Annotated in this window: 20 protein-coding genes; 6 read left to right on the top strand and 14 right to left on the bottom strand. The window is 51.6% G+C overall.

What is annotated here, in order from left to right; all coding sequences use genetic code 11:
- Positions 1-8 precede the first annotated feature (8 nt).
- Complete coding sequence (locus ACX1DY_RS09750) at positions 9-851, top strand: sugar phosphate isomerase/epimerase family protein (RefSeq protein ID WP_458964000.1); 843 nt, start codon at positions 9-11, stop codon at positions 849-851.
- A 121-nt stretch (positions 852-972) separates the two neighbouring features.
- Here the strand turns inward: ACX1DY_RS09750 and ACX1DY_RS09745 are convergent, their stop codons facing one another.
- Both ACX1DY_RS09745 and ACX1DY_RS09740 read right to left on the bottom strand, forming a co-directional pair.
- Positions 973-4,167 (bottom strand): alpha-mannosidase, encoded by a 3,195-nt coding sequence (locus tag ACX1DY_RS09745; protein WP_458963999.1) that lies wholly within the window; start codon positions 4,165-4,167, stop codon positions 973-975.
- Positions 4,168-4,318: 151 nt separating this feature from the next.
- The gene (locus ACX1DY_RS09740) at positions 4,319-5,359 is read right to left on the bottom strand and encodes a LacI family DNA-binding transcriptional regulator (RefSeq protein WP_458963998.1); all 1,041 of its coding nucleotides are present in this window, start codon (positions 5,357-5,359) and stop codon (positions 4,319-4,321) included.
- A 471-nt stretch (positions 5,360-5,830) separates the two neighbouring features.
- On the opposite strand from ACX1DY_RS09740, the gene ACX1DY_RS09735 reads away from it, so the two are divergent.
- Positions 5,831-7,768, top strand: coding sequence for an NAD(+) synthase (locus tag ACX1DY_RS09735; RefSeq protein ID WP_458963997.1), 1,938 nt, complete (start codon positions 5,831-5,833; stop codon positions 7,766-7,768).
- A 109-nt stretch (positions 7,769-7,877) separates the two neighbouring features.
- Here ACX1DY_RS09735 and ACX1DY_RS09730 read toward each other — a convergent pair whose 3' ends face one another.
- The 8 genes from ACX1DY_RS09730 to ACX1DY_RS09695 form a co-directional block, all read right to left on the bottom strand.
- On the bottom strand, positions 7,878-8,306 hold the full coding sequence (locus ACX1DY_RS09730) for a GreA/GreB family elongation factor (protein ID WP_458963996.1): 429 nt from the start codon (positions 8,304-8,306) through the stop codon (positions 7,878-7,880).
- Between the two features lie 156 nt (positions 8,307-8,462).
- Positions 8,463-9,371 carry a class I SAM-dependent methyltransferase gene (locus ACX1DY_RS09725; protein WP_458963995.1) on the bottom strand — a complete coding sequence of 303 codons (909 nt, stop codon included), beginning with the start codon at positions 9,369-9,371 and terminating at the stop codon, positions 8,463-8,465.
- 94 nt (positions 9,372-9,465) lie between these two features.
- Entirely contained in the window at positions 9,466-9,864 is a 399-nt protein-coding gene (locus ACX1DY_RS09720; protein WP_458963994.1) for an Rrf2 family transcriptional regulator, read from the bottom strand.
- A 122-nt stretch (positions 9,865-9,986) separates the two neighbouring features.
- The gene (locus ACX1DY_RS09715; RefSeq protein ID WP_458963993.1) at positions 9,987-10,508 is read right to left on the bottom strand and encodes a hypothetical protein; all 522 of its coding nucleotides are present in this window, start codon (positions 10,506-10,508) and stop codon (positions 9,987-9,989) included.
- A gap of 120 nt (positions 10,509-10,628) precedes the next feature.
- A complete protein-coding gene (locus ACX1DY_RS09710) occupies positions 10,629-11,975 on the bottom strand; it encodes a glycoside hydrolase family 30 protein (RefSeq protein WP_458963992.1) in 1,347 nt (448 codons plus the stop codon).
- A gap of 30 nt (positions 11,976-12,005) precedes the next feature.
- Complete coding sequence (locus tag ACX1DY_RS09705; protein ID WP_458963991.1) at positions 12,006-12,659, bottom strand: type 2 periplasmic-binding domain-containing protein; 654 nt, start codon at positions 12,657-12,659, stop codon at positions 12,006-12,008.
- A 31-nt stretch (positions 12,660-12,690) separates the two neighbouring features.
- Complete coding sequence (locus ACX1DY_RS09700) at positions 12,691-13,272, bottom strand: PadR family transcriptional regulator (protein WP_458963990.1); 582 nt, start codon at positions 13,270-13,272, stop codon at positions 12,691-12,693.
- 8 nt (positions 13,273-13,280) lie between these two features.
- Positions 13,281-14,045 (bottom strand): 4Fe-4S binding protein, encoded by a 765-nt coding sequence (locus tag ACX1DY_RS09695; RefSeq protein ID WP_458963989.1) that lies wholly within the window; start codon positions 14,043-14,045, stop codon positions 13,281-13,283.
- Between the two features lie 215 nt (positions 14,046-14,260).
- Between ACX1DY_RS09695 and ACX1DY_RS09690 the strand changes: the two genes are divergently transcribed.
- From ACX1DY_RS09690 to ACX1DY_RS09675, 4 genes are all read left to right on the top strand, one after another.
- Positions 14,261-15,412, top strand: a complete 1,152-nt coding sequence (locus ACX1DY_RS09690) for a YhgE/Pip domain-containing protein (RefSeq protein WP_458963988.1) — start codon at positions 14,261-14,263, stop codon at positions 15,410-15,412.
- A gap of 67 nt (positions 15,413-15,479) precedes the next feature.
- Positions 15,480-16,007, top strand: coding sequence for a PadR family transcriptional regulator (locus tag ACX1DY_RS09685; protein WP_458963987.1), 528 nt, complete (start codon positions 15,480-15,482; stop codon positions 16,005-16,007).
- A 174-nt stretch (positions 16,008-16,181) separates the two neighbouring features.
- Positions 16,182-16,634: a MarR family winged helix-turn-helix transcriptional regulator gene (locus ACX1DY_RS09680; protein ID WP_458963986.1), complete on the top strand. Its 453-nt coding sequence runs from the start codon at positions 16,182-16,184 to the stop codon at positions 16,632-16,634.
- A gap of 23 nt (positions 16,635-16,657) precedes the next feature.
- Positions 16,658-17,191 carry a GNAT family N-acetyltransferase gene (locus tag ACX1DY_RS09675; protein WP_458963985.1) on the top strand — a complete coding sequence of 178 codons (534 nt, stop codon included), beginning with the start codon at positions 16,658-16,660 and terminating at the stop codon, positions 17,189-17,191.
- Here the strand turns inward: ACX1DY_RS09675 and ACX1DY_RS09670 are convergent.
- From ACX1DY_RS09670 to ACX1DY_RS09655, 4 genes are all read right to left on the bottom strand, one after another.
- The gene (locus tag ACX1DY_RS09670; protein ID WP_458964306.1) at positions 17,184-18,500 is read right to left on the bottom strand and encodes an MATE family efflux transporter; all 1,317 of its coding nucleotides are present in this window, start codon (positions 18,498-18,500) and stop codon (positions 17,184-17,186) included. The genes ACX1DY_RS09675 and ACX1DY_RS09670 overlap by 8 nt on opposite strands.
- Positions 18,501-18,767: 267 nt before the next feature.
- Positions 18,768-20,381: a sensor domain-containing diguanylate cyclase gene (locus tag ACX1DY_RS09665; protein ID WP_458963984.1), complete on the bottom strand. Its 1,614-nt coding sequence runs from the start codon at positions 20,379-20,381 to the stop codon at positions 18,768-18,770.
- Positions 20,382-20,498: 117 nt separating this feature from the next.
- Positions 20,499-22,331, bottom strand: a complete 1,833-nt coding sequence (locus ACX1DY_RS09660; RefSeq protein WP_458963983.1) for an acyltransferase family protein — start codon at positions 22,329-22,331, stop codon at positions 20,499-20,501.
- Between the two features lie 253 nt (positions 22,332-22,584).
- Positions 22,585-26,025 carry a DUF5695 domain-containing protein gene (locus tag ACX1DY_RS09655; RefSeq protein WP_458963982.1) on the bottom strand — a complete coding sequence of 1,147 codons (3,441 nt, stop codon included), beginning with the start codon at positions 26,023-26,025 and terminating at the stop codon, positions 22,585-22,587.
- Positions 26,026-26,289 lie beyond the last annotated feature (264 nt).

The following is a 26,289-nucleotide window of genomic DNA, read 5'->3' as shown; positions in this document are numbered from 1 at the left end:
GAATAGTCATGGCCGCTCCGCTTCATCTGGGCATCCGCGCCCATGACTTTGGCCAGCTGCCCCTGCAGGAGCTAATCGTCAAGCTTAGACGGTATCATTTTCCGCATATTCAGCTCGCTGTACAAAAGTCCTTTCCCGGGAGTGTTCCTGCGCTATCTGCGCTGAGTCCCGGAACGGCCGCCCACTTCGGCGAAGCCTTCCGCGAGGCCGGAATCCGCATTGCTGTCCTGGGCTGCTACGTCAATATCATCGACCCCGATCCCGGCAAAAGAGAGCTGGCACTGAACGTATTCAGCACCCACCTCCGCCTGGCCCGCGACTTCGGCGCCAGCCTGGTCGGGACTGAAACGGGCAGTGTAGGGCAGGGCTACACACCGGATAATTTCACGGAGGAAGCCTTCCAGCAGGTTGTCATTTCGGTAAAAGATTTGGTGGCAGAAGCCGAACGCTTCGGAGTAACGGTAGGCATAGAAGCGGGTACGAATCACCCGCTCTATACTGCGAAGTTAGCACATCGGCTGCTCTCGCTGGTGCCCTCCAATAATCTGCAGATCATTCTCGACTGTGCAAACCTTATGACCGCCGACAATTATCTGCAGCAGGATGCTATTATTATGGAAGCGCTGGAGCTGCTTGGCGACCGGATTGCCGTCTTGCACCTGAAGGATTTCACCGTCAGGGACGGCCAGATCATGATTGTTCCTGTCGGCCAGGGGCAGTTGCACTTTGCGCCGCTGCTCCATTACATGAAATATAAGCGCCCGCATATTCAGGGCATACTGGAGTGTACGCCTGAGGAGCATGTGCAGGACAGCGCAGACTTTCTGCGGCGGCTGTATGAGGAAGTCTAATAGATCACAGAAAGCTGGAAGCAGACACTTCCGGCAGCATAGCTATATCAACAAACAGGCATCCCCTTCCACAGTGGAAAGGGGATGCCTGCTCTGCAAAAACTGCTTCATTCTCCCCGGCTTAACCGGAGAATCGAACTATAAAGGTGCTAATTTCATAAGGCTTCATTTCATGCGTGACTGTCTGGCCCGGTTTGACTTCGTCAACCGGCCGCTCCAGCAGGTCGCATTCCTGCCAGGAATGCACCGGATAGTCGCTGCCGAGCGTTACGGTGCTGCGGGCTCCCGTGTATTCATGCAGGCGGACAATGCAGCCATCGCCATTCTCCGCCATTTTGACCGCATCAATCGCGATGCCTTCGGCATCCGTCTTGACGAGCGATTTACCGGCTCCGGCGTGATAGCTGCCCTTGACCGCATGCAGCGGATTATTCAGCGACCAGGCTTCATGCACCGTGCCTGCCGCCGCCCAATCTCCCTTATGCGGCAGCAGGGCATAGGTGAACCGGTGCTCCCCTTGATCCGCCTGCCAGTCCGGCTCGGTGGCCGACTTGATCAGCGACAGCCTCATCACATGATCCTTAATATCATAGCCGTATTTGCAGTCGTTCAGCAGACTCACGCCGTAGCCCCGCTCCGATAAATCGGCCCACTGATGGCCCACACTCTCGAACCGGGCATAATCCCAGCTCGTATTCCAGTGTGTCGGGCGTCTGACGTTGCCGAATTGGATGTCGTAGGTAGCCTCCGTAGCCCGCACCACCACTGGAAAAGCAACCTTCAGCAGCTGATGCTGCTCATGCCAATCGACCAGCGTCTCGAAGTCGATCCGGCGGCTTGCGGCATATACCTTGACCTGCTGAACCAGAGAGGAGTCCATATAGTTCCAGGTGAATCTCAGCACCGCCACATGCTCGCCGCAAGCTGTCAGCTCCACCGAACGGAGGTCGGTAATTTCCCGCTTTTTCTCCTGATAATACAGATCAATGTCCCAGGCATCGAACATCTTCGGCTTATCCTCAAATACCTGCAGCACATTCCCGTGCTCGCCCGTTGCCAGCACCTCACACTGTTCCAGACGGTCATAGATTCGGCTGAGCTGCCCCACCTCGTTCCATTCCAGCACATAAAAAGGCGTCGTAAGCCGGGAATCCTGCCACTCGAACGGAACCGGACCGGCTGCAGTCTTGGTTGTGTTTTCTGCCGCTCCAGCGGCAGGCCGGGAAGTAATTACCGTGCTGCCCAGCATCGGAACAGCAGGAACCTCAATCAGCCATTCATCGCCGACACGCTGGGCCGGAAGCCCTCTGCCGTCCGCAGCAGTCCACACGATATCTCCATCTGCAGCATCATAAGGAAATACCGCCAGTTCTGTCCGGTCAAAGAAGGCACTGTTAAATACGGTGTATTCCGTGCCCAGCGGCGAAGCTGACTGCTCCACCTTTTTCGCCTGCTCGACCTTCTCCGCCAGCCCCGCCGCAGCCGCATCCAGCGCCGCTCTGCCGAACTGCTCCGCTTCCGCATACTCCAGCCGCGAATCCTCATACACCTCACGGATCGAGGAGCCGGGGATAATATCGTGGAACTGATTGCGCAGAATGATTTGCCAGCCCTCCTGCAGCGATTTCACAGGATAATTGCCGAAGCTGCCCGTTTCCACTGCCAACAGCACCTGCAGCCATTCCGCTTCACGGTACAGCAGCTCCAGCTTCCGGTTCATCCGTTTATTGTAAGCCTGGCTGGTATAGGTACCACGGTGGTATTCCAGGTACAGCTCCCCGTCCCAAGTATGGACATACTGGTCAGTAGTTCTGACGGTTTCCTTCAGACGATCGAAATATTCATCTGCCCGCCCTGTCTGCACAGCCGGAATTCCTGGCATCCGGTCCAGCCTGCGGCGCATTTCAAGCATTTCCCGGTTGACCCCGCCGCCTCCGTCGCCATATCCATAAGAGAGCAGCAGCTCGCGGTTCAAATTTTTGTCCCGATACTGATCCCAGATACCCTTTACAGAGAAGGGTTCAATCAGTCCGTTGTAGGTATAACACCAGGCAGTGTAGTCAGGCGCATCAGGCGTGGTGATGAAGTGGGTGAGCACTTCGCTGCCGTCAATGCCTCTCCAGCGGAACGTATCATGAGGCATGCGGTTGTACTGGTTCCAGCTGATCTTTGTCGTCATAAACGTATCAATTCCCGATTTGCGCAAAATCTGCGGCAGCGCCCAGCTGTATCCGAACACATCCGGCAGCCACAAATAGCTGCACTCCACGCCGAACTCCTCCCGGAAAAACTTCGTCCCGTACAGAATCTGACGCACCAGCGACTCCCCGCTCGTCAGATTGCAGTCCGCCTCCAGCCACATCGCACCACCGGCTTCCCAGCGCCCTTCCTGGACCCGCTTGCGGATTTCGTCATAGATGTCCGGGTAATCTTCCTTGATGTAGGCATATAGCTGCGGCTGGGTTTGCAAAAAGACGTACTCCGGGAACTGCTTCATCAGCCGGAGCACTGTGGAGAAGGAACGCGCCGCTTTTTCCCGGGTATGGGCAAGGCGCCACAGCCAGGCAACGTCGATATGCGTGTGACCGATAGCGGTTACAGTTACAGGATGCTTAGACTCCAGCAGGGCAAGCTGCTCAAGCAGCAGCGTCTCCGCCTCTTGAACCGAGATGTAAAAATCCCCGCTGCCCGGCTTCGACCAGTCCAGCCTGTTAAACGCCCGGTTGAGCGCTAGCAGCAGCTCCTGCTTCTCCGGCTGATTGTCTGCAAGCTGCTTATAAGTACCCAGTGCAGCACCGCCCGTAAAATACAAATTATCCGCCGCCTCATCCAGCCAGGCCAGCTCCGCCCGGATTATCCGGTGCTCCTGGGGGACAGGCAGGCCGCCGCCCTCCAGCCCCGACCATAAGCGGAAGGTGAAATCCAGCACCCGGCCAGCCGCATCCTCCTCCAGAAAAACCTCCTGGTGGTTGGAATCCACCCCCTGATAAGGCTTGCCATCCACAAACAGCAGCGACTCGAACCCGCTGTTGTTGCCCCCGCCGGTCCGGCCAAAATCAAAAAGCCCCACCACGCGTTTTCCCTTCCATTCAGCAGGCACTTCAACAGTTCTCTGGAACCAGAGGTAGACATCCCTTCCGGTCCAGTAATCCCCCAGCCGCAGCCTGTTGTCTCCGGCGAGAGGCGGCGGATACATCCCGTTCGCTCCCTCCTTGTCCTCCGCCATCAGCCAATCATTCAGCTTGGTCAGCTCGCGGTAACGGTATCCTTCCAGCTCACGAAGCCTTGCAGCCAGCTTCTCCTCAGTCCAGAACATTCCTTCGTCCTCCTTATATAACACGTGTTATATACACTGGCAAAAGGGCTCTTCCGTCCATTCTATAGACGGAGCCGCTTCTGTCAGAAATATATGATATCAGGCGTAAAACATATTCCCGCCTATGTAGGCTGCCGTCCTCAGAATGCGCTTACGCGCTTTCTCCCGCTCTTAGGACGGCGGGCAGCCAGATTTTCCCGGCAGCCTCTTCCGCCTTGCTGCCGTCTATCTGCTTCAATACGCGGCGGACCGCCTCTTCTCCCATGCCCACATAGGGGATCTCTACACAGCTTAGCGACGGCAGGCTCAGCCGGTGGCCCTGAATCGTATTGTCAGCCGTCATCACCCGCAGGTCTTCTCCGATGCGCAGGCCCAGTTTGTGTGCGGCCCGGTACAAATCGGGGATGCCGCTGGACCAGTTCACCAAGAGCGGCGGCGCGGGCTTGCTGATATCCATCAGCTTCATGAGCCACTCCTCCCATCTCACCCGCCCTTCCCGTTCGGGAAGACGGAATGAGAACGGGCTCATGCCCCGTTCGCTGCACCAGCCGGTGTAGGCATCCCGGCGCGTCCGCTCCGCCCAGCTGCGGACGCCGTCATGATACACCTCGGCATACAGAGGAGCCTGCAGTTGCAGAGCGCTATCGCGCATCAAATAATCAAGTGCAAGCTGCACGCTGCCTTTGTAATCGGCCAGCACCGAGCAGACCCCCTCCGTCTCGGCATAACCTTCGACGGAGACATAAGGAACGCCCGCCTCGCTGACCTTGGCGGCCCATGCTTCATCGTGATAGCTGGTGCTGTCCAGCGTCACGATTCCGTCGATCTTCCGCTGGTGGTACAGATCCACCAGCTCCTCTCTGGCCTCGCCGTCCGGCCTGTGGCCCGGCGAGCAGAGCAGAATGTGATAGCCATGCGCCTCACATTCGCTCTGCATGCCCTCCAGCAGCCGCATGAACAGCGGATGCCAGGTATCCCCGAACGCCGCCAGGCTCATGCTGCGGCCGGTCTTCATGCTGCGCGCCTGGGCATCCACATGATAGTTCAGCTCCCGGATCGCCGCCAGCACGTTCTCGCGGGTCTCCGCGCTTACACCGATACCCGGCGTATCATTCAGCACGGCAGATACCACGCTGCGGGACACGCCCGCAAGCCTGGCTACATCGTGGCTGGTTACTCTTTTTTTGCTCATATCAGCACCTCGGCAAGAGTATAACACGTGTTATTTCATGTGTATAGTGTAACTTCAGCTATCTGTATTCCGATTGATGCAATCCTGAAGAGGGTTAAAGCGATTGCTCTATTTGTCAGGTAACTGAGATGCTGAGATGGAATTTCTCCACTTCAAACTGCTGAGCGACCTCCTCTGAGGATCGTTAGTGGGAAAAACTCCAGCTATTCCCTCCCAAAATCTCTATATGGATGGATATGGGGAGGATTAAGTCTCCTATTTCCACCTAATGACCAAATAATCAGCAAAATCAACGATTTAGGTTTCCTTTTTCCACTTAATCCTGGCGGCGTTCGGTAGTGCTCTCCTTTTTTTCAGTTCAATCCGTAAGCAATCTCCTTGGAGTTTTGGCTGATATGTACTTGTTACGGGTACCAGATCATGGGTACAATTAATAGTACGTGTCATTCATACAAAGGATAGGTGAAACAAATGCAAAATTTCGGATTTGCGAGAGTTGCCGCCGCTTCCCCTGAACTGCGGGTTGCCGACTGCGCATTTAATGCAGAACAAATCATTGAGGTCATCACACAAGCGGACAAGCAGCAGGTCGAATATCTGGTCCTGCCTGAGCTCTGCATAACCGGCTATACGTGCGCCGATTTATTCCTTCAGCCAGCGCTGCAGGCTGCTGCAATGGAGGCTCTCCTGAAAATCTCCGCAGCGACAAAAGGGCGGGACCTGATCGTCATCGCCGGGCTGCCGGTCTCGATCAAGAGCCGGCTATTCAACTGCGCGGCCGTGATGCAGCACGGAAATATCCTGGGCCTTGTGGTGAAGACCTGCATCCCTGGCTACAGCGAATTCTATGAGCCCCGCTGGTTTGCCGGAGCTGAGGAGCTGGAAGTAACGGAGCTGCGTATTGACGGAGCTGCCGTTCCTATCGGCAATGATCTGATCTTCACCAGTGAAGGAGACGGCAATTTGTCCTTCGGCGTGGAAATCTGCGAGGATCTCTGGGTGCCGGTTCCTCCGAGCAGCCTGCTGGCCCAGGCCGGAGCCACGCTGCTGTTCAATCCCTCTGCCAGCAATGAGCTGGTAGGAAAAGCGGATTACCGCCGCCAGCTCGTCTCCAGCCAATCCGCTTCCTGCGTGGCCGGCTATGTCTACGCCGGCTGCAATACCGGCGAATCAACGACGGATGTCGTGTTCGGCGGCCACTCGCTGATCGCCGAGAACGGGCAGATGCTCGCCGAATCCGAGCGCTTCACCCATGAGAGCCGGATCATCATCGCCGACATTGATGTGCCGAGAATCCAGTATTCCCGCACAGTGATGGGCACATTCCGGGCCGGCAAGGGCGGCCGGAATTACCGTGAGGTGCTGTATGCCCCTCCCGCCGGCAAGCACAAAGACCGGGAACTGATCCGCAGCATGGCGGTGAACCCGTTCGTTCCCGGGAACCCGCAGCAGCGCGACGAGCGCTGCCGGGAGATTCTCTCGATTCAGACCTCCGGCCTAATGAAGCGTATCCGCCACATCGGCACCAAGCAGGCCGTGATCGGCATCTCCGGCGGTCTGGATTCAACGCTTGCGCTGCTCGTCGCCGTACGGGCAATGGAGCTGCTGGGCCGTCCGGCCAGCGATGTGCTGGCCGTGACCATGCCCGGCTTCGGCACGACGAACCGCACCTACGACAATGCCGTAGGGCTCATCAACACACTCGGGGCCTCGCTCAAGGTTGTGGACATCAAATCTGCCTGTCTGCAGCATTTCGAGGACATCGGCCATGACAAGGACGTTCACGACCTGACCTATGAGAATGTCCAGGCCCGGGAACGCACACAGATTCTGATGGATCTGGCCAACAAGAATGGCGGCATCGTCGTTGGCACCGGCGATCTGTCGGAGCTTGCGCTCGGATGGTGCACCTATAACGGAGACCATATGTCCATGTACGCTGTCAATTCGGGGATTCCGAAGACGCTGATTCAATATGTCGTCGCCTGGTACGCTGACAACGAAGCGGACGATACAGTGAACAAGCTGCTGTACAGCATCATCGACACGGGAATCAGCCCGGAGCTTCTACCGCCTTCGGCCACTGGAGAGATCGTTCAGCTCACAGAGGATATACTCGGACCTTATGTTGTACACGATTTCTTCCTGTATTACATGCTGCGGACCGGCGCTTCGCCTGCGAAGATATTCTATCTAGCGCGTCACGCCTTTGGCGACACCTATTCCAAAGAGCAGCTGGCAGACTGGCTGCGGGTATTCATCAAACGCTTCTTCACCCAGCAGTTCAAGCGTTCATGTCTGCCGGACGGTCCTAAGGTCGGGACCGTCAGCCTCTCGCCGCGCGGTGACTGGCGTATGCCAAGCGACGCCTCCGCCGCCCTCTGGCTGCGCGAAGTGGAGGATTTGTAAGCAAGCGGCTTGGCAGCAGGCAGCCGGAGGTTCTTCTATAACATGCAGCAACGGCTGCGCCGTCCCTGAATGGACGGCGCAGCCGTTTTAGCGTAAACCTATTTTTTTCCTACACGTACACATTATTCAGCACTAGCACCTGATCACTGCCAAAGGGCGTATGAACCGTTACCGTCTCACCAGGTTCAGCGAGGAGCAGCGCCCTGCCCATCGGAGACCACAGTGAAATGCAGTGCTCATCCAGTCCGGTGTCCTCCGGAATTACGATGGTGTAAGATTCCTTCAGCGTCTCCGGGCCAATCTTCAGAGAAATCCGGGAGCCGATTAGCACTACAGAGCGCTCCAGATCATCGCCGGCGCCGGACAGAATCCGCTGCACACGCTCTTGATAGGTCTTAATCATTGCCCGGGTTTCCGCTCTTTCCGCAGCCGATTCCAGCGCCATCCGGTCAAGTATGGCGAACATATGCTCATCGAAATATACCAGCTGGCGCACAAGCTCCTCACGCATGGGATGCGTAATCAGACTATGGCTCATAGTATATTTCACCTGCCTTCTTCATCCGGTCCTGCTCGAAAATCTGCACTTGCCCTCTCATTTCCATCATTCCTTCCTAAATAGTAAAATAGATCCCGCGATGGGGATCTATCTATAACATATCATCTTTTGTCAGAAATACAAGGTCGGGCCGAGTTAAAGGCGCTTGCCGCCCTCCTCCCTGCTGTACATATTCAGATCCTGCAGCCGGATCAGCACTTTGCCAAAGCGTCCTCCCTGGCGGATGGCGACCTTGCCGTCAGGATAAGTGCTGTGAACATACTCTGTAACAATTTTGCGGGAGTTATCATCTGCGGGCAGCCCGTGATGCTTCAACATTTGCACCGCTTCCTCTATGGCTTCTTCATGGGCAGCTTCGCCGGTCTTCATCTCACGGGTCGTCAGCGACTCGAAGGAATAGCCCTTCAGATACAGCAGATGGTTCAGGTAAGCCATATCTGAGCTGTCTATAGCCAGCTTATCTCCTGTCAGCAAAGGAACAACCTCATTCATCAGACTATGCTCCCTGCGCCCCGCCATCAGACTAATATAGCAATATTGACGCGCACAGCTGAGCACCCTCTCGACACTCTCCCAATCGACAATTACCGGACACATGGACACAAAGACGAGGTCGAAGGCTCCCTTCCAGCCTCTGGCGGCAATATCCACATGCTCGAACGCTTCACGCACCAGCTCCACCTGGCCCTGCCTGAACCTGGATGTATTCTCCAGAAACAGCTCGGATAACGGGATGTTAGGCTCAACGGCTGTAACCCGCGCTCCCCGCTCGGCAAAAGGAACCGTGAATCCGCCCGAGGCCGCGCCCACATCAAGGACAGACAACCCGGCAAAATCCACCCCCTGGCCCTCAAGCCAGCCGATGATCCGCTCGCTTCTGCGTCTTCCCTCTTCACTGAACACCTCTTCGTTAAAAGCTTTCGCCTTGTGGTCAAACCCATGCGTCGGGTCCATCCCGGACTTCTTAAAGACGTTGCCCATCGCTGCCGGGTCCTCCTTCCAGGCCTTTTCCCATACGGCTGCATTAAATAATCCGTTTGTCATTTCGGCTCATCCCTTTCCTGGTCATATGTCCCTCAGATTCAAAGACTTTAAAGACTATCTATATCTATAATTGTTCCAAAATAAAAGTGGAGGGTCAGTCCACCGTTATTTTCCCGGCAAGCTCGGATATCTTCCTGTTCTGCAAATACCGCTCCATCTGCTGTTCTGCTTCAACCATTTCCCTCTGGATCAGACATTCACTGGAGTGGTTAAGCGTGCAATCAAACAGTGACGCCGTGCCTTCAATGGCATGAATAATGTCCAGAAAAGAAATCTCTTCCCGCTTGCGCCCCAGCCGGTACCCGCCGTTAGCTCCGGATGCGGATTCAATTAATCCTGCCTTGACCAGCTTGGTTAATATCTTGGACAGATAGGTGGGCGATACCCCCTGCCGTTCCGCCAATGTCTGAACCCCTATTGGCTTGTCAGGTGCGGCAGCCACCAAAAAAAGCATCGTATGCAGCGCATAATCGGTTGCCTTTGAGTATTTCATATGCCACCTCTATTACAGACTTTATTTATCTATAATAACTCTTAATCAGGTGAAAAGCAAACAAGGGGCTTTCACCGTCTGCTGCCGCTGAAGAAATGCCCTTTGCTTGTCATTTTCGCCTGTTACTTCTCCAGCTCCTGAGCCTTCTGCTTCAGCAGGTCGGCATATTCCGCCTTGAATTGCTCCAGCTTGTCCTTCAAGTCAGCGTTGCCGGAATCCAGCTTCAGCTTGCTGCTCGTGGTCAGGATGTTATCCACTACAATATCAATCTTGCTGTCAATCTCCCTGATCGCACTTTTGACCGCCGCTGCTTCAGAATCTGGTGTCGGCGTCGGCACCGGGCCTATAGTGATGCCCCTGTTCCTGTCGGCTAGCAAAGATGAGGACTTGCCCGTTTTCTCATCGAAACTGATAGTCTTGTCTGAGAGCGTAACTTTAAAACCTGCAAGCTCTCCAATCGCCCGTACCGGCGCATAGCTTTTCCCGTCGATCACAATAGCCGGAACGGCCAAATTTTTGCCGTATACCTTTACGGTGTATTCCGCCTGAATTTTCTTGCCTACTAGACTCACTGAGGCACCAATTGCCTGTGTGCTTACCATAAGTACCGCCCCGGCCAGGAATCCGGCAGCAAGCTTTTTCATATGACATTCACTCCCCGTAAAATACTATACTTCCTAGTTTACCATTTTACGATGGTTGATGACTATGCATACAGCCCATGCCGGATGGCATGGGCTGTACGTGTAATTCACGGATATCTGTTATCCATTGAGTTTTATCGAAACGGCACTTTTTGGCGGCATGTGCAGACTGACCTCACCGGTCTCCGGTAACTTCACAGCCACAGCCGCTTCCGCTTCCCCATCGTTGAACAGGACTACCGCAATCGATCCGTCCAGATTGAGAAAAGCGACAGAACGGATGGACTCATGACTTGGGGCGGAATCAATCCGCAGCGCTCCGGGCCGGATCACTTTGCTGAAATGCGCCAGCGCATAGTAGTCCAGGGTGTAGGCAAGCTCTCCAGTTTGCTGGTCGATCCGGACAATGCCGCGGCAGGTGCTTCTGCCGAAGCCCGGCACCGTAGGCCCGTTATTTTCATCCAGCGCCATATTCCAGAGCACGAACGACTTGCTGTGGTTGCGCAGAATCTCAATCCCTGTGCGGATCACATTAGAGAAGGCCTGCTCAAAAGGCGGAATCCATTCTCCACCCGAGCCTTCGGTGAAGTGCACTTCTTTGCTGTCAAAAGCCATCTTCACCTGCGACTGCGCTGCGGCTTCTCCGCCATACCAATGCCAGGCCACCCCATCGACTGCATCTCCGGCAGCCTCCAGCACAGACAGCGGATAATCCGGCCGGTCCCAGTTGTGGTCATAGCAGAGAATTTTGACGGGAAGCTTATGCTTCACAAGCGCAGGCTTCAAATAATCCCGCACAAAAACGGCCTGCGCCTCCGGCAGCATAAGCATGCTGGGATAATGATGGGGCTCAAACAGCGGCTCATTCTGCGGGGTGATCGCATAAATAGGAAGCCCATGCTTCGCGTAAGCCTGAATGAACTGCACAAAATAGTCGGCATACACTCCGTAATATTCCGGCTTCAGCTCTCCGGAGATCATTGAGCCGCTGCTCTTCATCCAGCCCGGCGCACTCCATGGAGAAGCCATTAGCCTGACTTGCGGATTAAGAGCCACAGCCTGCTGAAGCAGCGGAATGATATCCTCTTCATCATGGGCGATGGAGAACCGGCTCAGCTCTGTGTCGGTCTGACCTTCAGGCACATCATTATAGCTGTATACCGTTCTGGCATAATCCGAAGCGCCCATTGGATTCCGCAACACGGATAGGCCAATCCCGACCTCAGGATCGAACAGCTTCGCCATCAGCTCCGTTCTTTGCTCAGGGCTAAGCACCTGGTTGATCAGATAAGCCGCCGAATCGGTAAAGGAAGCCCCGAAGCCATCTATCTCCTGATAGGTCTGACTCTGATCAATGGAAACGGTGACGCCCGTTTGCCCTGAAGCCACCGGGTTCAGCAGCTCTGGCGGCTGCTCTATGAATAACTCGTCTTCACCTGTAGACCTGTAAATAATTAGCTGCTGCAATGTGGCTTTCCTCCAAATGAATAAAATAAACTACTTCAGTCCCAGCTTCTCCTTGTTTTTCTTCATCTTTTCGGTACGGATCTCTACGATCTTTTCCCAGTTGTTTTTATCCAGGAAGGCTTTGTAGTCAGCCAGGATACTGTCAAAGGCTGCATCGTCCTTGGAGCGAAGCATGCTGACCAGGCTTGTGTTCCACTGGGTATTGATAGCGGTCAGCGCCCGTGCTTCCGGCGTCCCCTGGTCCGGGTTGATATTCTCCAGAATGAAGTGCGGCTTAAGCTTGCCTTTGCCCCATTCCTGCATCTGCTTGATGGATTCCGGGAATGCATCTCCACTCAAGGCTTTATCACGGTCATGCCCGAAGAACATGAATTCACCCATCCGGTAATCCTTTTTGAATTTGTCGGCGTTATTTAATTGCATGTCCTTCACTGCAGGCAGCAGCTCCACCTTGCCGTCCGCATTGATCTGATAGGTTTCACCTTCAATACCGTAGTTCATCAGCTTCTGGCCTTCGTCACTGAGCAGGTAGGTGAAGAGCTGTATCGCTTTGGCCGGGTCCTTGCACTTCTTGGTGATGAAGCTGATCATCCAGCCTGTAATCCCGGACTGGTTCTGATTTAAACCACTAGCTGCGGTAGAAATCCAAACATAAAGGCGGACGCTCCGCTCCTCCAGTTCCAAACTTCCCCTCCGTCACTTCTGCCCTTTTCATTTATCTTTTCAAATTCATTTTTTTCAGTTCCTCGTCGGGTTTGCCGGCCAGCAATTTCTTGGCCTCGTCTGCCCAGTCCAGATAGGCCTTGTAAACATGTTCCCCGAAGAGAACCGTCAGGTAATAGTACAAATGATCCTTCTCCGTATAGAGGATAGGCTCAAGGTTGCTTTTGAACCTCTGAATCATCTGCAAGCTCTGCGTATGCCGTTCTTTGAATTCATCAATCCGCGCCAGATTGCTCTCATCCGGGACCAGACTTCCGAAGAACAGCTTGAGCATGATCTCATATTTGGTATACTCCTTCTGCCCGGGCAGCTGCACCCATTCCCGCAGCACCTCCCGCCCCTTATCAGTAATGGCATAGATGTATTTATCAGGTCCTTTGGAGCCGGAGCCCTTCTGCTTCACAACCAGCTCTTCCGTGACAAGCTTCGCCAAGGTAGGGTAAATTTGCCCGTACCCCACCTCCCAGAAGCCGCTGATCATCACATCTATCCTCTTCTTGATATCATATCCGCTAAGGTCCTCATGGTTGAGCAGTCCCAATATGATGTAGACCGTCGTATTTTCCTTGGGCATCTCTTTGCTTATACTCCCTCCGTAAAGCTGCGTTGTGCAACAGGTTCGTTCGGAGTGCCGAAGCCCACCCGCAGCACCTGCTTCGGACATGCGCTTTCGCAGCTGCCGCACAGAATGCATTCCGGGCTGTCCATATTTCTGCTTTGCACCATCTCATTAACCTTCAGGCTCATCGGGCAGACCTTGTCGCACTTCTTGCAGCTGATGCAATCCTCGGTTCTGGCCATAAGACGCAGTGAAGGGTAGCCTAATTTGTTCTTCAGGGCATTGCCCAAGACCATGAATGGGGCCATCCAGCAGAGCGAATGGCAGAAAGAACGTCTTCCGAACAGCAGCGACACACTCACTATTAATAATACGACGGTAAAGTACGTAATGAAAGCCGCAGGTCTCGAAACCGAAATTCCGTTCTCTGTAAAATAAAGCGGATTAAGCTCCTTTACGCCGCCGGCGCTCACGAATCCGGCCCCAATCGAGAGCAGCCACGGCAGCCAAATCATATATTTGATTTTATTCTGTTTGGGGCTTGCCGGTTTGTTCTCCACCTGGCTGCAAGTATCCTGCAAAGCCCCGGCGGGACATACATAGCTGCAAAAAGCTCTGCCGAAAAATAGCGAGAAACCGAACAACGCGGCAAAGAGCAGGAAGCTTCCGGTGGCAATGCCGGCAAAGCTTCCTTGAACAATCAGATACGGGGAAAAGTAGTTCAAGGTAATTGGAAATAGCAGCATCGAAAATAGCATAACCGTCTTTCTAAGGGTTTGTCGTCTCATGCTTATCACATTCCATTCTGCATAAATTTAAAATGCCAAATCAACCGATAAGTGTATCATGATGATATAGATTCACATTATCAAGATGATATAGTTCTGTCAATGAGCTTTTTGACTGTCTATTTGTGATTATTTTCGAAGCAGTTGACAGTTTTCATGAAAAGTAATACTTTAATTAAAGTAATATAAATAAAGTAATGAGGTGGTGTTGGAGAATGAAGTCTTTTTTCAAGAATAAAGCGATCGCAAGCGGACTCTTCATGATGGTTTTTTACCAGATCATGATGATTGGAATTTTCATGTCAGGGTATAGTGCGGTTCCAAAGAACATTGATAAGCTTTCCGTAGCTATTGTGAACGAGGATCAGCAGTACGGGGAGAAATTTGTACAACAGCTTGGACAGGAGCTTCCTTTTCATGTGCTGACGTATAATAATTTGGAGACCGCCCAGAAGAAGCTTGAAGACCGGGATATTTACCTGATTATGCACATCCCTCAGGATTTCACACAGAAGCTTTCCGCGCAGGGCCAGCAAGTAAAGTTGGATTATTACATCAACCAGTCCAATCCGGCCGCTACTAACAGTACTGTGCAAAATGTAGCGTCACAGCTTACCGCCAAAATCAGTGCTGAGCTGCAAACCAGCAGCATTGAGGGCGTACTGCAAAATATGAAAATGCCCGCGGCGCAATCCAAGGAGGTTGCCGCAGGCATTGTAGACAAAGTTAGCTCGAACGTGGTGATCACAAATCCGCAGCCTGCCGGCATGCATAATCAAATGGCTCCAATGTTCTTGACGATGGCCAGCTACGTGGGGGCGATGATCTACTCGATGATGTCCATCGGCGCATTGAACCAGCTTAAAGGCAAGCTCGGCAAATGGAAGGCCTTCCTCTCTCTCCAAGGAGTCAATGTGATTCTCTCCCTGACAGCTCCGCTGTTCGGACTTGGCATCTATTTCTCCATTCACAGCTATAGTGCCGGAACATTCACGCACATGTGGCTGTTGCACGCTCTGGAATTGTTCACCGCGATTCAATTCACAAGTATTCCCTGCCTGCTGCTGGGTCAAGGAGGCATGCTGCTGAATCTCCCGCTCATGCTGGTTCAGACCATCGCCAGCGGCGCAGTCCTGCCACAGGTCATGATGCCGGGATTCTTCAGAGCCGTCAGCCATGCTTCGCTGATGTACTATACCGTCCAACTGGACTATAATACGCTGTTCGGAGGGGGCCAAACGGCTGGACTGCTGCTCGGACTTGGCTTGATCACCCTCTCAGCACTTCTGGTAAACGCAGTAATCCATTATTTTAAAGCTTATACGGCAGTGAGCAGGGATGCTGCACCCCAACCTCTATTCATGTAAAATAGAAAGAGCCGGCATCCGCAATAAGGCCTGCCGGCTTCTTGATATACATTGAAGGAGGATTTACATGACGCTGCAGATATTTATTCTGGGGATTTTGAGCGAGGGGGAGCACCACCCTTACGATTTGAAGAAGCAGGTGTTCAAACCGCTGGAACACTACATTTCCATAAACGACGGAACGTTGTATTATAATTTCGAAGTGCTCACGAAAAAAGGGCTTATCCAAAAAATCAAGGTGATTCAGACTGACAACCGCCCGGAAAAAACAACCTACGGGATAACGGATAAGGGGCGAGAGGCACTGGCTGAGGAGATCTACGCGATTTTCCAAAACTTCACTCACATCACTTCCTTGTATTCCTCACTCCTGTTTCTTGATAAGGTGGACCGCCAAAAGCTTGGATTTATCATAGAAGAAAGCATCAACCGCTTGAACAAAAAGCTGCAGCTAATTGAAAAGGCTGATTTTAAGCTTTCTGATGTTCCAGATGCCCGGAAAAAAGCTGTTCAGCTAATCGCAGAGCACAGCTATCAAACCCTCCAAAATGATATTGCCTGGCTCCAAAAGCTGCTGATTGAGGTACGGAGCTGATTATGCACCGCTGAAATCACTACACCACCCGCATAGCAGGTGGTTTTTTGTTTCGCACGCTTCGCGTACTCACCTGGCTAAAGCCATTAATGAATTATGTTGTAAATACAACAAAAATAATGTACTATTTTTTTACCATGTTTGAAAAATACAAAACTAATGGAGTTGCAGTGTATGAAGGAGATTTTGCGTGAGGTTGGGATGATTGCCAGGGCATTGGATTCTGTAAGCAATATAGAATTTAAAGAATATGACCTTACCAAAGGACAGTACTTGTACCTCGTGCGAATATGTGAACATCCAGGAATTATTCAAGAAAAGTTAGCTGAAATGATAAAGGTAGACCGAACAACAGCTGCTCGTGCTATCAAGAAACTGGAGATTAATGGATTTATCGAAAAAAAAGATGATCCCAATAATCAAAAAATCAAAAAGCTATTTCCTACAGAGAAAGGGAAAACTGTTTACCCTTTTATAAAAAGAGAGAACGATTATTCCAATAGGGTTGCACTATCCGGATTCTCTGAAAGTGAAATAGAAACGGTTTTTAACCTGCTGCAAAGAGTCAGAAAAAATGTAGAAAAAGACTGGGAGTTTGTAAAAAAGGGAAACAAGAGAAATTATTGATTTAGTTAACGGAGGCAAGTTAGATGACTAAAAATATCGAGACTATAAATATAAAAAAGTGCACCTATGACGATCTGGGATTACTTCAAACAATTAGTATCGAAACATTTAACGAGACATTTAAGAATCAAAATTCACCCGAAAATATGAAAGCCTACTTGGAAAGGGCATATAACTTAAGCCAATTAGAAAAAGAATTATCAAATAGCTCTTCGGAATTCTATTTTATTTATTCTAGCGGGGAGATTGCGGGGTATTTAAAAGTAAACACTGATGATGCTCAATCTGAAATGATGGGCAACAATTCACTTGAGATTGAGCGGATTTACATCAGGAAACAATTTCATAAACAGGGGCTTGGCAGCTATCTAATCAATAAAGCTATAGAAATAGCGGTAACACGGAATAAAGAGAAAATCTGGCTCGGTGTATGGGAAAAAAATGAGCGCGCAATTGCCTTTTATAACAAAATGGAGTTTGTTCAAACAGGAGCCCACTCTTTCTATATGGGTGATGAAGAACAAACAGATTTTATAATGACCAGAACACTCAACTAAAGTTTCTCTGATCCGTATTTTTCAGCTTCCGGTTAAAAATCACAAACAAGATTAGCCCTATGACGCTGGTGGTCACTTCTGTCACGGTCATCGACCAGATTACGCCATGCAGCCCGAAGAACCTGTGCAATACGATGATCATTGGAATAAACAGCACACCTTGGGTGATGGACATAATCGCAGTCGGAACGCCCTGGCCGGCAGCCTGAAAGATGCTTGTGAACAAACCGGTGAAGCCATTGAACAAGGCTGAAACCAGCATAGCGCCAATGATATAAGCGCCTATTTCCAGCACTGAAGGATCGCTTGAGAACCAGCCGATAACCGAATCTCTGAAAAGATAGACCAAGCCCACGAACAGAGCAGCCATACTGCCGATGTAGACAAAAGCATGCCGGATGCCCGATTTGAGTCTGGAGATATTTTTACTGGAATAGGTATAGGCGAATAGCGGAATCAGCCCCAGAAACAAGCCCATCGCCAAAAATTCGGGAACCTGCACAATTCTGAGCGCCACCCCGAAGCCGGCCACTACGCTGTCTCCATATTGGATGGAGTAGTTATTCAGCAGCAGCGTAGTCACAATCATAAATGCGGCGAGCAGCAGCTCGGAGATTCCGATTTTATAGATTTCAAGCCAATCCTTCAGGGAGATTCTCCAGTACTTCAAGAAACCTCTCAGATTCTCGCTTTTCTTGTCCAGATAGTAGATGTAATAAACCGCAGAGCCCAGATTAGCCAAGCACATCGCCAGCGCCGCTCCCGCCACATGCCAGTTCAGAATCAGGATAAACAGCGGATCAAAAATCAGGCTGAGCGCCGTGCTGACAAATATGCCGTACATTGATTCCTTCGAGGCCCCTTCAGAGCGCACCAGCTGCTCCAGCGCAAAATTAAGCACAATGGTAAAACCGCCCGCAAACAGGGTCAGGGTATAGGTTTTGGTAAAATCAAATGTCCCTGCATCCGCACCCAGCAGCCTTGTAATCGGATTGATCGCCAGAAACGCAAGCAGCGCAATCACTATCCCGGCAATAATGCTGGCATAAAAGGTGTATCCGGCAATCCGCTTGCCCTTCTCCGTCTCCTTCTGACCTGCAAGCCTGGTGACAAAGGTTCCTCCGCCAACCCCCAGCACATTCCCGAAGGCCATCAGCACTGTGAAGATCGGCAGCCCCAGCGTAATAGCTGTCAGCATGCTTGTATTGTGCAGCAGACCGATGAAATAAGCATTGATGACATTGTAGACCGTACCGACAGACATCCCGATCATCATCGGAATGGATAAGTGGGCAATGGCCTTCTTCATAGGCGCAGATTCCAGATAATACTCGTTCGAAAATTGTTTTGCCACGTTAAATCCTCCAATCGCTCGTTGATTTGTCTTCACTTTCGTCATTTAGTTAGAACTCTAAGTAACAAAGTTTATGATAATAGATAGAACTCTAACTGTCAATACTCTAATTAACACCTCAGGTGAACAGCATAAAAAAGCCCCTCACCAGTGCCTATGGTTGGATAAGCATTAGTGAGGGGCTTCATGGAATGGGAATAGTTTCAATTTTCAGGTAGCCAGTTATGCATTTCGGCTAATTGTTGCATCCTCAGCAACCATCGTCTTGTTTCTGCCGTTGCTTTTAGCCGAATACAACGCCCGGTCCGCTTTCTCCAGCAGCAGCCCCGGATCTGACGCATGCTGCGGATAATGGGCGATGCCTTGAGAGACTGTAACCCGTGTCGGAATGGGCATCTTGCTTTGCTCCAGTGCCCGGCGGACCCGCTCAGCTACATTGAAGGCTTCTTCCGGTTTGGTGCGGGCCAGCAGAATGACGAACTCTTCGCCGCCGTAGCGGTGACAGACATCGTCCGGCCGCAATGAGGAGACAATAACTCCGGCCACATGCTTCAGCACTTCGTCGCCGGTGAGATGGCCATAGGTGTCGTTAACGAATTTGAATTTGTCCACATCGAGCACAATGAGCGAAAACGGCTTCCCGGCCGCTATCCATTGATTCATCGTATACTCAAGCGATCTCCGGTTCTTCAAGCCGGTCAGAGCATCCGTCGCGGCTTCCTGAGTTAATGTATCCGTCTGCTTCTGAATATCCGCCACGGCAAGATAGACAGCCTTGGTCAGCAAATCGGCCTCCCGGCTCCAATGCGGCTTTGCTTCCGGCAGTACTACCTTCTCCTTGCCCACCTTGCTTACCAGATCGGCCAGAGAGACAAAAGGCCGGGCCAGTCTGCGCGCTACAAGAATAACGCCCATCAGCAGGATAACAAACGGTAATATCGAATAGGCAAGAATGGTCCGAATATGCCCAATTAACTGGTTATGGATAATGCTAATCGGCGAGACAACCACAATTCCCCAGCCGTTGGCCGGGACACTGGAATACCCTGCGAGTACCTCAATACCACGGAGGTTGCGCACTTGCTGCTCCCCGCTCTCCCTCTTCATCAGCTTCTGGACAACCTTATTGCTGCTGACATCCCTTCCAATAAACTGCTTGTCCGGGTGATATACCACATGTCCGGAGGAGTCCACTATATAGTAATAAGAACCGGAATTGTCCAGGCTGTTGTTGCCAAAAATTTGCGACAGAACATTATTCTCCTGCAGATACAGCGTACCGCTCAAAATACCAAGATATGTACCTGTCTTGCTGAAAATTGGCTGACTCATGAACACAATCAGCCTCTTAGTGTTATGTGTCGTGTAGGGAGCGGAAAGGTAAGGCTGCTTCAGCGTCAATGCTTCCTCAGCAGCTTTGGAAGTGATATACTTGCCTGCCGTTCCGATTGAGCCCGGTTCTACGTTGCGGACGAACCCGCTGCTGCCGACTACTGAGATGGAGTTGAAGAAATTGCTGCTTTTGCGCATCAATTCTAAGCTATTATCCACTTGCTTCGGCGTCATGGCATCAATACCGGAGAGTTCAGCAGCATTATACTCCAGGCTGGCGCGCATAGACTTAAACAAGGAATCCATCGTCTTAGACATGCGGTTAGCACTGGCGTAGTTCAGATGGAGCGTCGTCTCCATCAATGATTGTTTCTTGGACTCGTAAGAGCCGATCAGAAGAATACTTGAGGTTAGCAGAACCACGAGCGTTACTAGGCCTGTAAGCAGCGAAGTGAAGCTAAGCTTTTTACTCCGGCGCGGCCCTGCCCTTCTCAATGTCAGCACACTATAACCCTCCCTGGTTCCTGCAACTCGTTAAGATCATAATACAACAAAATAAGTTGTTATTCGACAACGATCAGTGAGATATAGCGGACAAATTGAACGGTTTATGCGGTCAGATTATAATTTGATGCTTTTCTCGATAAGTGAAGCAAGCGCCTGGGCTCCCTGCTTGTTCAAATGAACGCCATCCTCGATAAAATATGATGTTTTCCCTTTGCTGGCAGCATACCAGTCAACCAATGTGATTTTCGGATTTTCGGCTGCGGCATCTGCCAGCGCTTCATTGACAACATGCTCCCAAGGCTTGGGTACACGTGTATTCACCAGCAGAATTTGCTTGCTGTCCTCAAGAGCAGCGAGCAGGGAATGCATTTGCTTCTTCGTAAATGCCCCGTTGGTTCCCATTTCGATAATCACATAGCTGCCTAATTTTCCGTCCTTGCGCAATTGGTTTACCAGATCAGCAGCATCCCATAATTGGCGCCCGATTTTACCGTCAATGACCACATTCGAGAAACGATCCTTGAGCTCATCTTCGAGATAAGGCTGGATATCCAGCAGGACAGAATCTCCAATCGCGGTGATGGAGGGGGCGTTATCGGCGCTGCCGCCGCTATTGGCGGGAACCTTCGCAGGGAGCTGGGGAGCCGACTGCTGGAGTGCTGGCTGCCCGGCAGACGCTGCCAGACTGCTTTCTTTTCTCGCATCCAAGGTTCTGAAATTGATTACGATAATAACAGCTGCAAGCAGGATCAGACTAGCCTTGACCGCGCCATCCCCCTTGAACCTTCTCTCTGTCAGAAGTCTCCACAGCTTGAGCAAGGATCTTCTCATTCCCATGCGCCGGACGGGTTCTTCCACATACCGCCACGATAAAGCGGCAAGCAGCACGGTAAGCGATACCTGAAACAGCACACGCAGGACACTGGTCTCCCCTGATGCCGCAGCCGGGGTTGTCAATATAATGACAGGATAGTGCCACAGATACATTCCATAGGAGCGCACTCCGATCCACTTCAGAGGCTTATATTCCAGAAGATATCCAATCCGGCTGGCCGGATGGGCGACGGCGGCAATCATCACTGCGGAGATAAACGACAGGAGGAACAGACCTCCCTTGTACAAAAAAGGCTGATACTGGTTCGTATACCAGCAAGCCAAGCCCAGCAGCAGCAGGCCGCCTCCCCCTGCATAATCCAGAATCAGGGTCGCTTGATTCGATACCTTTTTTTTCAGCTTTTGATAAGGCCATACCAGCGCCAGTGCTGAACCGGTCAGCAGTGAGAATAATCGGGTATCCGTTCCATAATAGATGCGGCTTGGATCTGCGCCCGGATCATACAAAAGCAGCATCTCCAAAGCTGATATAGACGCAAGAATAATAACAAATAGAGCCAGAGAGTTCAGCTTGCGCATATACCGGAGTCCGGCAGCAAGCAGCAGCGGCCACAGCAGATAGAACTGCTCCTCCACCGCCAGCGACCAGAGATGCCCAAGCGGTGATTGCGGCCCGAAGCTGTCGAAATAGGATACTTTACGCATAATGAACTCCCAGTTGCTTAAGTATAGTAAAGCCCCGGGCAAATCCTTGCTGTAGGGAGACCAGAATCTAGGCGCAGCCAGCACAATCCAGGCCCCGGTCCCGGCAACCATAACCAGCATCGCAGGAACAAGACGTCTTACGCGCCTTATCCAGAAATCCTTAAGATTCAGTCTTCCACTGCGCTCCCAGCCGTTCAATAGAATATTAGTAATGAGATAGCCTGACAGCACAAAAAAAATACCGACCCCGAGAAGCCCTCCAGGCAACCAGTCGGAATTAAGATGATATAGAATAACTGCAGATACCGCTAGCGCTCTAATTCCATCCAAACCTGATATATATGCTCTACCGTCTGCTGTTTTCCGGTTATGTATCCGTACGGCCCTTGATGCCCTTGGCTCTTCCATGCTGCTCTTACCTGCCCTTGTCTGAATTCAAACTATCAGTCTGTCTAGTTAATTATAAGTATCTGAAAACTGAAACAAGTTGCAAATTGGTTAAGATCAGCGTTCATTTCTGTAATGCTGGATTGAGCGGGGACAGCTAGGCAATCTATAAAAATATGAAAAGCAGCGACCCTCCAATAACGGGAGAACCGCTGCTTTGCTGACTTTTACAGTTTTTCACACTGCAGAAGGGCTCTGTCTGTTTGTAGACGACTTAATGGTCTGCAGGCTGCGCTCCGTTCGTTTCTTCAACAGGCGGTTGGGATGGCAGCACATCAGCGCTCTCGGAGGTAGCGTTCTGAATCACCGCTCCGCTGAACAAGGAGGCGATTTCGGATGCGCTGAGCGCACGGCTGTAGATGATGAAATCATCGACTGCGCCGTTCAGGTTGGGATCGCCATATTGGGATTTGCCAATATAGTTCTGAGTCGTATTGCCGAGACTTGCGGGCTTCAGCGTCATGCTGGTATTGACGGCAACCTGCACGCCATCAACATACAGGCGGCCCGTCGTACCCGACAGTGTCACAGCCACATGCTTCCATTGCCCTACAGCAAGCGGAGCGGATGCCGTGAGCTGCTCTTCGGCACCATTGCCTCCGGTTGTAATGGCAAAGCGCAGGCCTCCTCCCCCGGTCTGGGGAGCCAGGAACATGTTAGTCGTCGTATCGCTGCCGAAATCAAAGATTCTCGCCCAGTCGCTATTGGCCGTAATCCGTACCCAGGCCGAGATCGTAAAGTCACCAAGCTGGCTGACGACTCCGGCAGGCAGAGTGGCGTAACCACTAGTGCCGCTAAGACTCAGCGCATTGCCTGCTCCGGTGCGGCCGGCAACCCAGGAAGTCGTTCCCGTCAGCGTTGCATGGTTTCCGCCATACGAGGAATCCGTAACCGTTGTTCCCGAAGACTGATTCATGTTGTATTTGACGATGATGTTTGACACCGGAGTAACCGTTCCCTGCTCAATCTTCACATCATAGCTTGCAGCCGTACCAATATTCAGGCTGGCTGTTGCCGTTTGGCCGGCTGCCGCCGTGAAGCTGCCGGAGGCTACATTGTTGATGGTTACATTATAGGTTCCCGCGACAAGCCCGTTAAATGCCACCTTTGTGGTGTGGGCTGTCCCCGGCGTTACATTGCTGAGCGTGAAGCTGACGGCATTCTTCGCTTTGGCGACCGTCGCCAGGCTGTATCTGTCGCGTTCCAGGGTCATGCCCCATTTTTCCGAAATCAGATTCAGACGCTGAAACACTCCGTCTTTAGGAATCACAATATAATTGCCGCCGCTTTCGGTTACTTCGCAGCCATATCCGTAGAGGCCGAAAATCGGGTCAACAGCCACATCGGAGCTTAGAAGCTTGATTGCGCCGAACAAGCCGAGGTCCGCTTCACCGGACATTCCCCGCCAGCCGTTGAACAATGGGCCGCCGTCAAGGCCGAGCGCACCAGTATTGCCTTTCATGGCTTGATACGTCCAGGATACAGCCCCGATATCCGCCGGATCGCTGCTGATCTGGCCAGAGTTAATGGCATTCAGATTGGCAAGCTTGGCTGCGTAGCTGAGCCGCTGCTCAACCTCTGGAGTCAAGGAATTGTTGCGCACCCAATCATCCATTGCTGTACCGGCCAGAGATGCCGTGTACTGGAATTGCCACCAGGGCTCCCCGTTGATGGTCACCGGATCGGTATAGAAATACCAGACAGGCATTTTTCCACGGACGGCGCGGGTTTTGGTATTGATTTTACTCTTGATGCTAGTGTTGTTCTTCATCTTGGCAAGCATATAAACGGCTTCTTCGCCCGTATTATCATAGTTGTATTCCGAGCCGTACGGATAGGTTGTACCCGCAAAATTATTGTATTTGGTGTTCATTTTCGCGATGATGTCATTGGCCTGGGTGTTATAGCCTTCATCCTGCAAGGCTTTAATTATCTCCGGCGTGGTTACCTCTCCCATCAGACCGGTGTTCCAGTTGTAGGCGACAGGCCCGTCATAGAGCGCTTTCATAATGTTGTAGGCCCGCAGCAGATAAGTGGTTCTCGGCTCTTTGTAGGTGATCAGGCTGGGATAAAGCTTGGAAATCTTATACATGCTGAAATAGGTGTTGTAAATATGCGGGTAAGCATACCCCCGGTAGGTTGGGGTAGTATTCGGCGGCGCCATGAGGAAGTCGGGCACCAGATAATCGGTATGATGGTCAGCCATCAGATTCTTCCAAATCGCTGTATCCAGATACTGATCCAGAGCGGTGATTTCGGAGGCGATTGGCTTCTGGACATTTTTCTCGGCAAGGAACTGTGCATGGGTGTAGCCCCAATCGTCGCCCCAGCCCCAGTATCCTGCAAAGTTGTTGCGTTTCGAGTTCGTCTGCATCATCCAGTCGTCAAATACCTTGTCCCTGATATCTCCCGGCACATTCCACTGCTGATTGTTCACCATGAAGGTCGCATGACGCTGGAGTGCCGCATCCACCGCTTCAATGGCGTAGAACTGCAGGGTCGTCTTTTCCCCGCTGCCGTAATTGACAGTGATGTTATTCTGGCCCAGGTGATTCATCTGCAGTGAATACAGCTTGTGGTCGCCGGATGTTGTGCCAAGCGAGGTCACGGTTGTTTCAGACGGATATTGCGCGGTAACGGAAGTGATCGTCTTGGAAGTGCGGAGATCGAATTTGGCGGTCTGGTTAGTTGGCACAATCATACCGGGAACTACGGTGGTGTCAATCAGCCCTTCGGAATACAGTCGGTCCTTGGTGGCCTGCTCACTGGCCGATTTGAAAAATTTGAAGGCATAGGTCTTGCTTGCTCCCGGCGCCAGTGTCAGGCTGCTGTTTGGCAGGTAGCCTCTGCCGGTGCTTTTGATTACATTGGAGTGGATGTAATAGACCGAGAGGCCTTCCACCCAGCCTCCCTGATCGCCCGCCCATTTGCTGCCGGGATGATCCTCAATACGCCAGTTGTCCATATACTCAAAGCCGGCTCCGGTTGTGGCATCCGGGACTAGCAGCAGGGACGGACCGATGCCGCTTGGCCGCTGTGCAGTGACATAAGAGCTGTTATTGCCGATGAAAGATTGCGTAACGACCCTTGTTTCATAAATCTGCTCATTGCTTCCTCCGGTCCAGAATTCATTGAAAGGAAGCGGCAGGCCAAAATCGCCGATTTCAAGTGTCTGCGAGCTGGTGTTGGTCACTTGAATCTGCCAGAGCAAATAATCGTTTACAAGAGAATAGCTTTCATTCACCCGGAAATTGCGGATGCCTTCGGCATTGCTGGAGTTCTGATAGACGATGTTGACTGAGTTGCCTGATTGGCTTTGCGTGCGGGCATCGGCCGACTTGCTGGTCCAGGCTTTGGTCCAGGCGCCGTTATTCAGCCGGTAGGTGAACATCAGCTCGCCAAGCCATTGATGATCCGCTGTATTCTGGTTGGGGGCATTGCTTGCATTCATAACATAGTTGGTGGGGAAATTGTCTCCGGTCAGCTTCAGGCTGGATATGTCGCCATTTGATCCGGTGCTGACCTGGAAGGTGCTGTTTGACAAATCATATGCAAAAGCAGGTTGGGCAAACCATAGAAAACTTAAGGCTGCAGCAATGAAGACTACACTCAAAGATGTCCTTTTTACGAATGGGACTTGAATCTTCTCCAGCATAGATTGAACCTCCTTGGAAATCGGAATGTACAGTACGTTTCCTCTTCCTCTACTTTGCTCGAAGCCTTCTATGAATCTAGCTGCTAATCCTCCTCCCCTGGTATTTTTGCCCCAAATTGCGATATTTCAAAAATATAGCAATTCATCTACAATAATACATGCTATGCCGTAAAAGAAAATCATAAATTCCAACCTTATTTTTAATCATTTCAACCTACTAAGTAGAAATAGCTTCGCCGTCCATAATTTTCAAAAAAATGACAT

The sequence above is a fragment of the Paenibacillus sp. BAC0078 genome (assembly GCF_054483875.1).
Note: the sequence above shows the minus strand (reverse complement) of the source record. Positions and strands in the feature narration are given on the sequence as shown.

What these genes read in the sequence shown, in the direction of transcription:
- ACX1DY_RS09700 (WP_458963990.1), bottom strand. Translation starts at nt 13,272, where the DNA reads ATGCCCAAGGAAAATACGACGGTCTACATCATATTGGGACTGCTCAAC.
- ACX1DY_RS09735 (WP_458963997.1), top strand. Translation starts at nt 5,831, where the DNA reads ATGCAAAATTTCGGATTTGCGAGAGTTGCCGCCGCTTCCCCTGAACTG.
- ACX1DY_RS09750 (WP_458964000.1), top strand. Translation starts at nt 9, where the DNA reads ATGGCCGCTCCGCTTCATCTGGGCATCCGCGCCCATGACTTTGGCCAG.
- ACX1DY_RS09720 (WP_458963994.1), bottom strand. Translation starts at nt 9,864, where the DNA reads ATGAAATACTCAAAGGCAACCGATTATGCGCTGCATACGATGCTTTTT.
- ACX1DY_RS09690 (WP_458963988.1), top strand. Translation starts at nt 14,261, where the DNA reads ATGAAGTCTTTTTTCAAGAATAAAGCGATCGCAAGCGGACTCTTCATG.
- ACX1DY_RS09660 (WP_458963983.1), bottom strand. Translation starts at nt 22,331, where the DNA reads ATGGAAGAGCCAAGGGCATCAAGGGCCGTACGGATACATAACCGGAAA.
- ACX1DY_RS09670 (WP_458964306.1), bottom strand. Translation starts at nt 18,500, where the DNA reads ATGAAGAAGGCCATTGCCCACTTATCCATTCCGATGATGATCGGGATG.
- ACX1DY_RS09655 (WP_458963982.1), bottom strand. Translation starts at nt 26,025, where the DNA reads ATGCTGGAGAAGATTCAAGTCCCATTCGTAAAAAGGACATCTTTGAGT.
- ACX1DY_RS09695 (WP_458963989.1), bottom strand. Translation starts at nt 14,045, where the DNA reads ATGAGACGACAAACCCTTAGAAAGACGGTTATGCTATTTTCGATGCTG.
- ACX1DY_RS09725 (WP_458963995.1), bottom strand. Translation starts at nt 9,371, where the DNA reads ATGACAAACGGATTATTTAATGCAGCCGTATGGGAAAAGGCCTGGAAG.
- ACX1DY_RS09675 (WP_458963985.1), top strand. Translation starts at nt 16,658, where the DNA reads ATGACTAAAAATATCGAGACTATAAATATAAAAAAGTGCACCTATGAC.
- ACX1DY_RS09745 (WP_458963999.1), bottom strand. Translation starts at nt 4,167, where the DNA reads ATGTTCTGGACTGAGGAGAAGCTGGCTGCAAGGCTTCGTGAGCTGGAA.
- ACX1DY_RS09730 (WP_458963996.1), bottom strand. Translation starts at nt 8,306, where the DNA reads ATGAGCCATAGTCTGATTACGCATCCCATGCGTGAGGAGCTTGTGCGC.
- ACX1DY_RS09715 (WP_458963993.1), bottom strand. Translation starts at nt 10,508, where the DNA reads ATGAAAAAGCTTGCTGCCGGATTCCTGGCCGGGGCGGTACTTATGGTA.
- ACX1DY_RS09685 (WP_458963987.1), top strand. Translation starts at nt 15,480, where the DNA reads ATGACGCTGCAGATATTTATTCTGGGGATTTTGAGCGAGGGGGAGCAC.
- ACX1DY_RS09740 (WP_458963998.1), bottom strand. Translation starts at nt 5,359, where the DNA reads ATGAGCAAAAAAAGAGTAACCAGCCACGATGTAGCCAGGCTTGCGGGC.
- ACX1DY_RS09680 (WP_458963986.1), top strand. Translation starts at nt 16,182, where the DNA reads ATGAAGGAGATTTTGCGTGAGGTTGGGATGATTGCCAGGGCATTGGAT.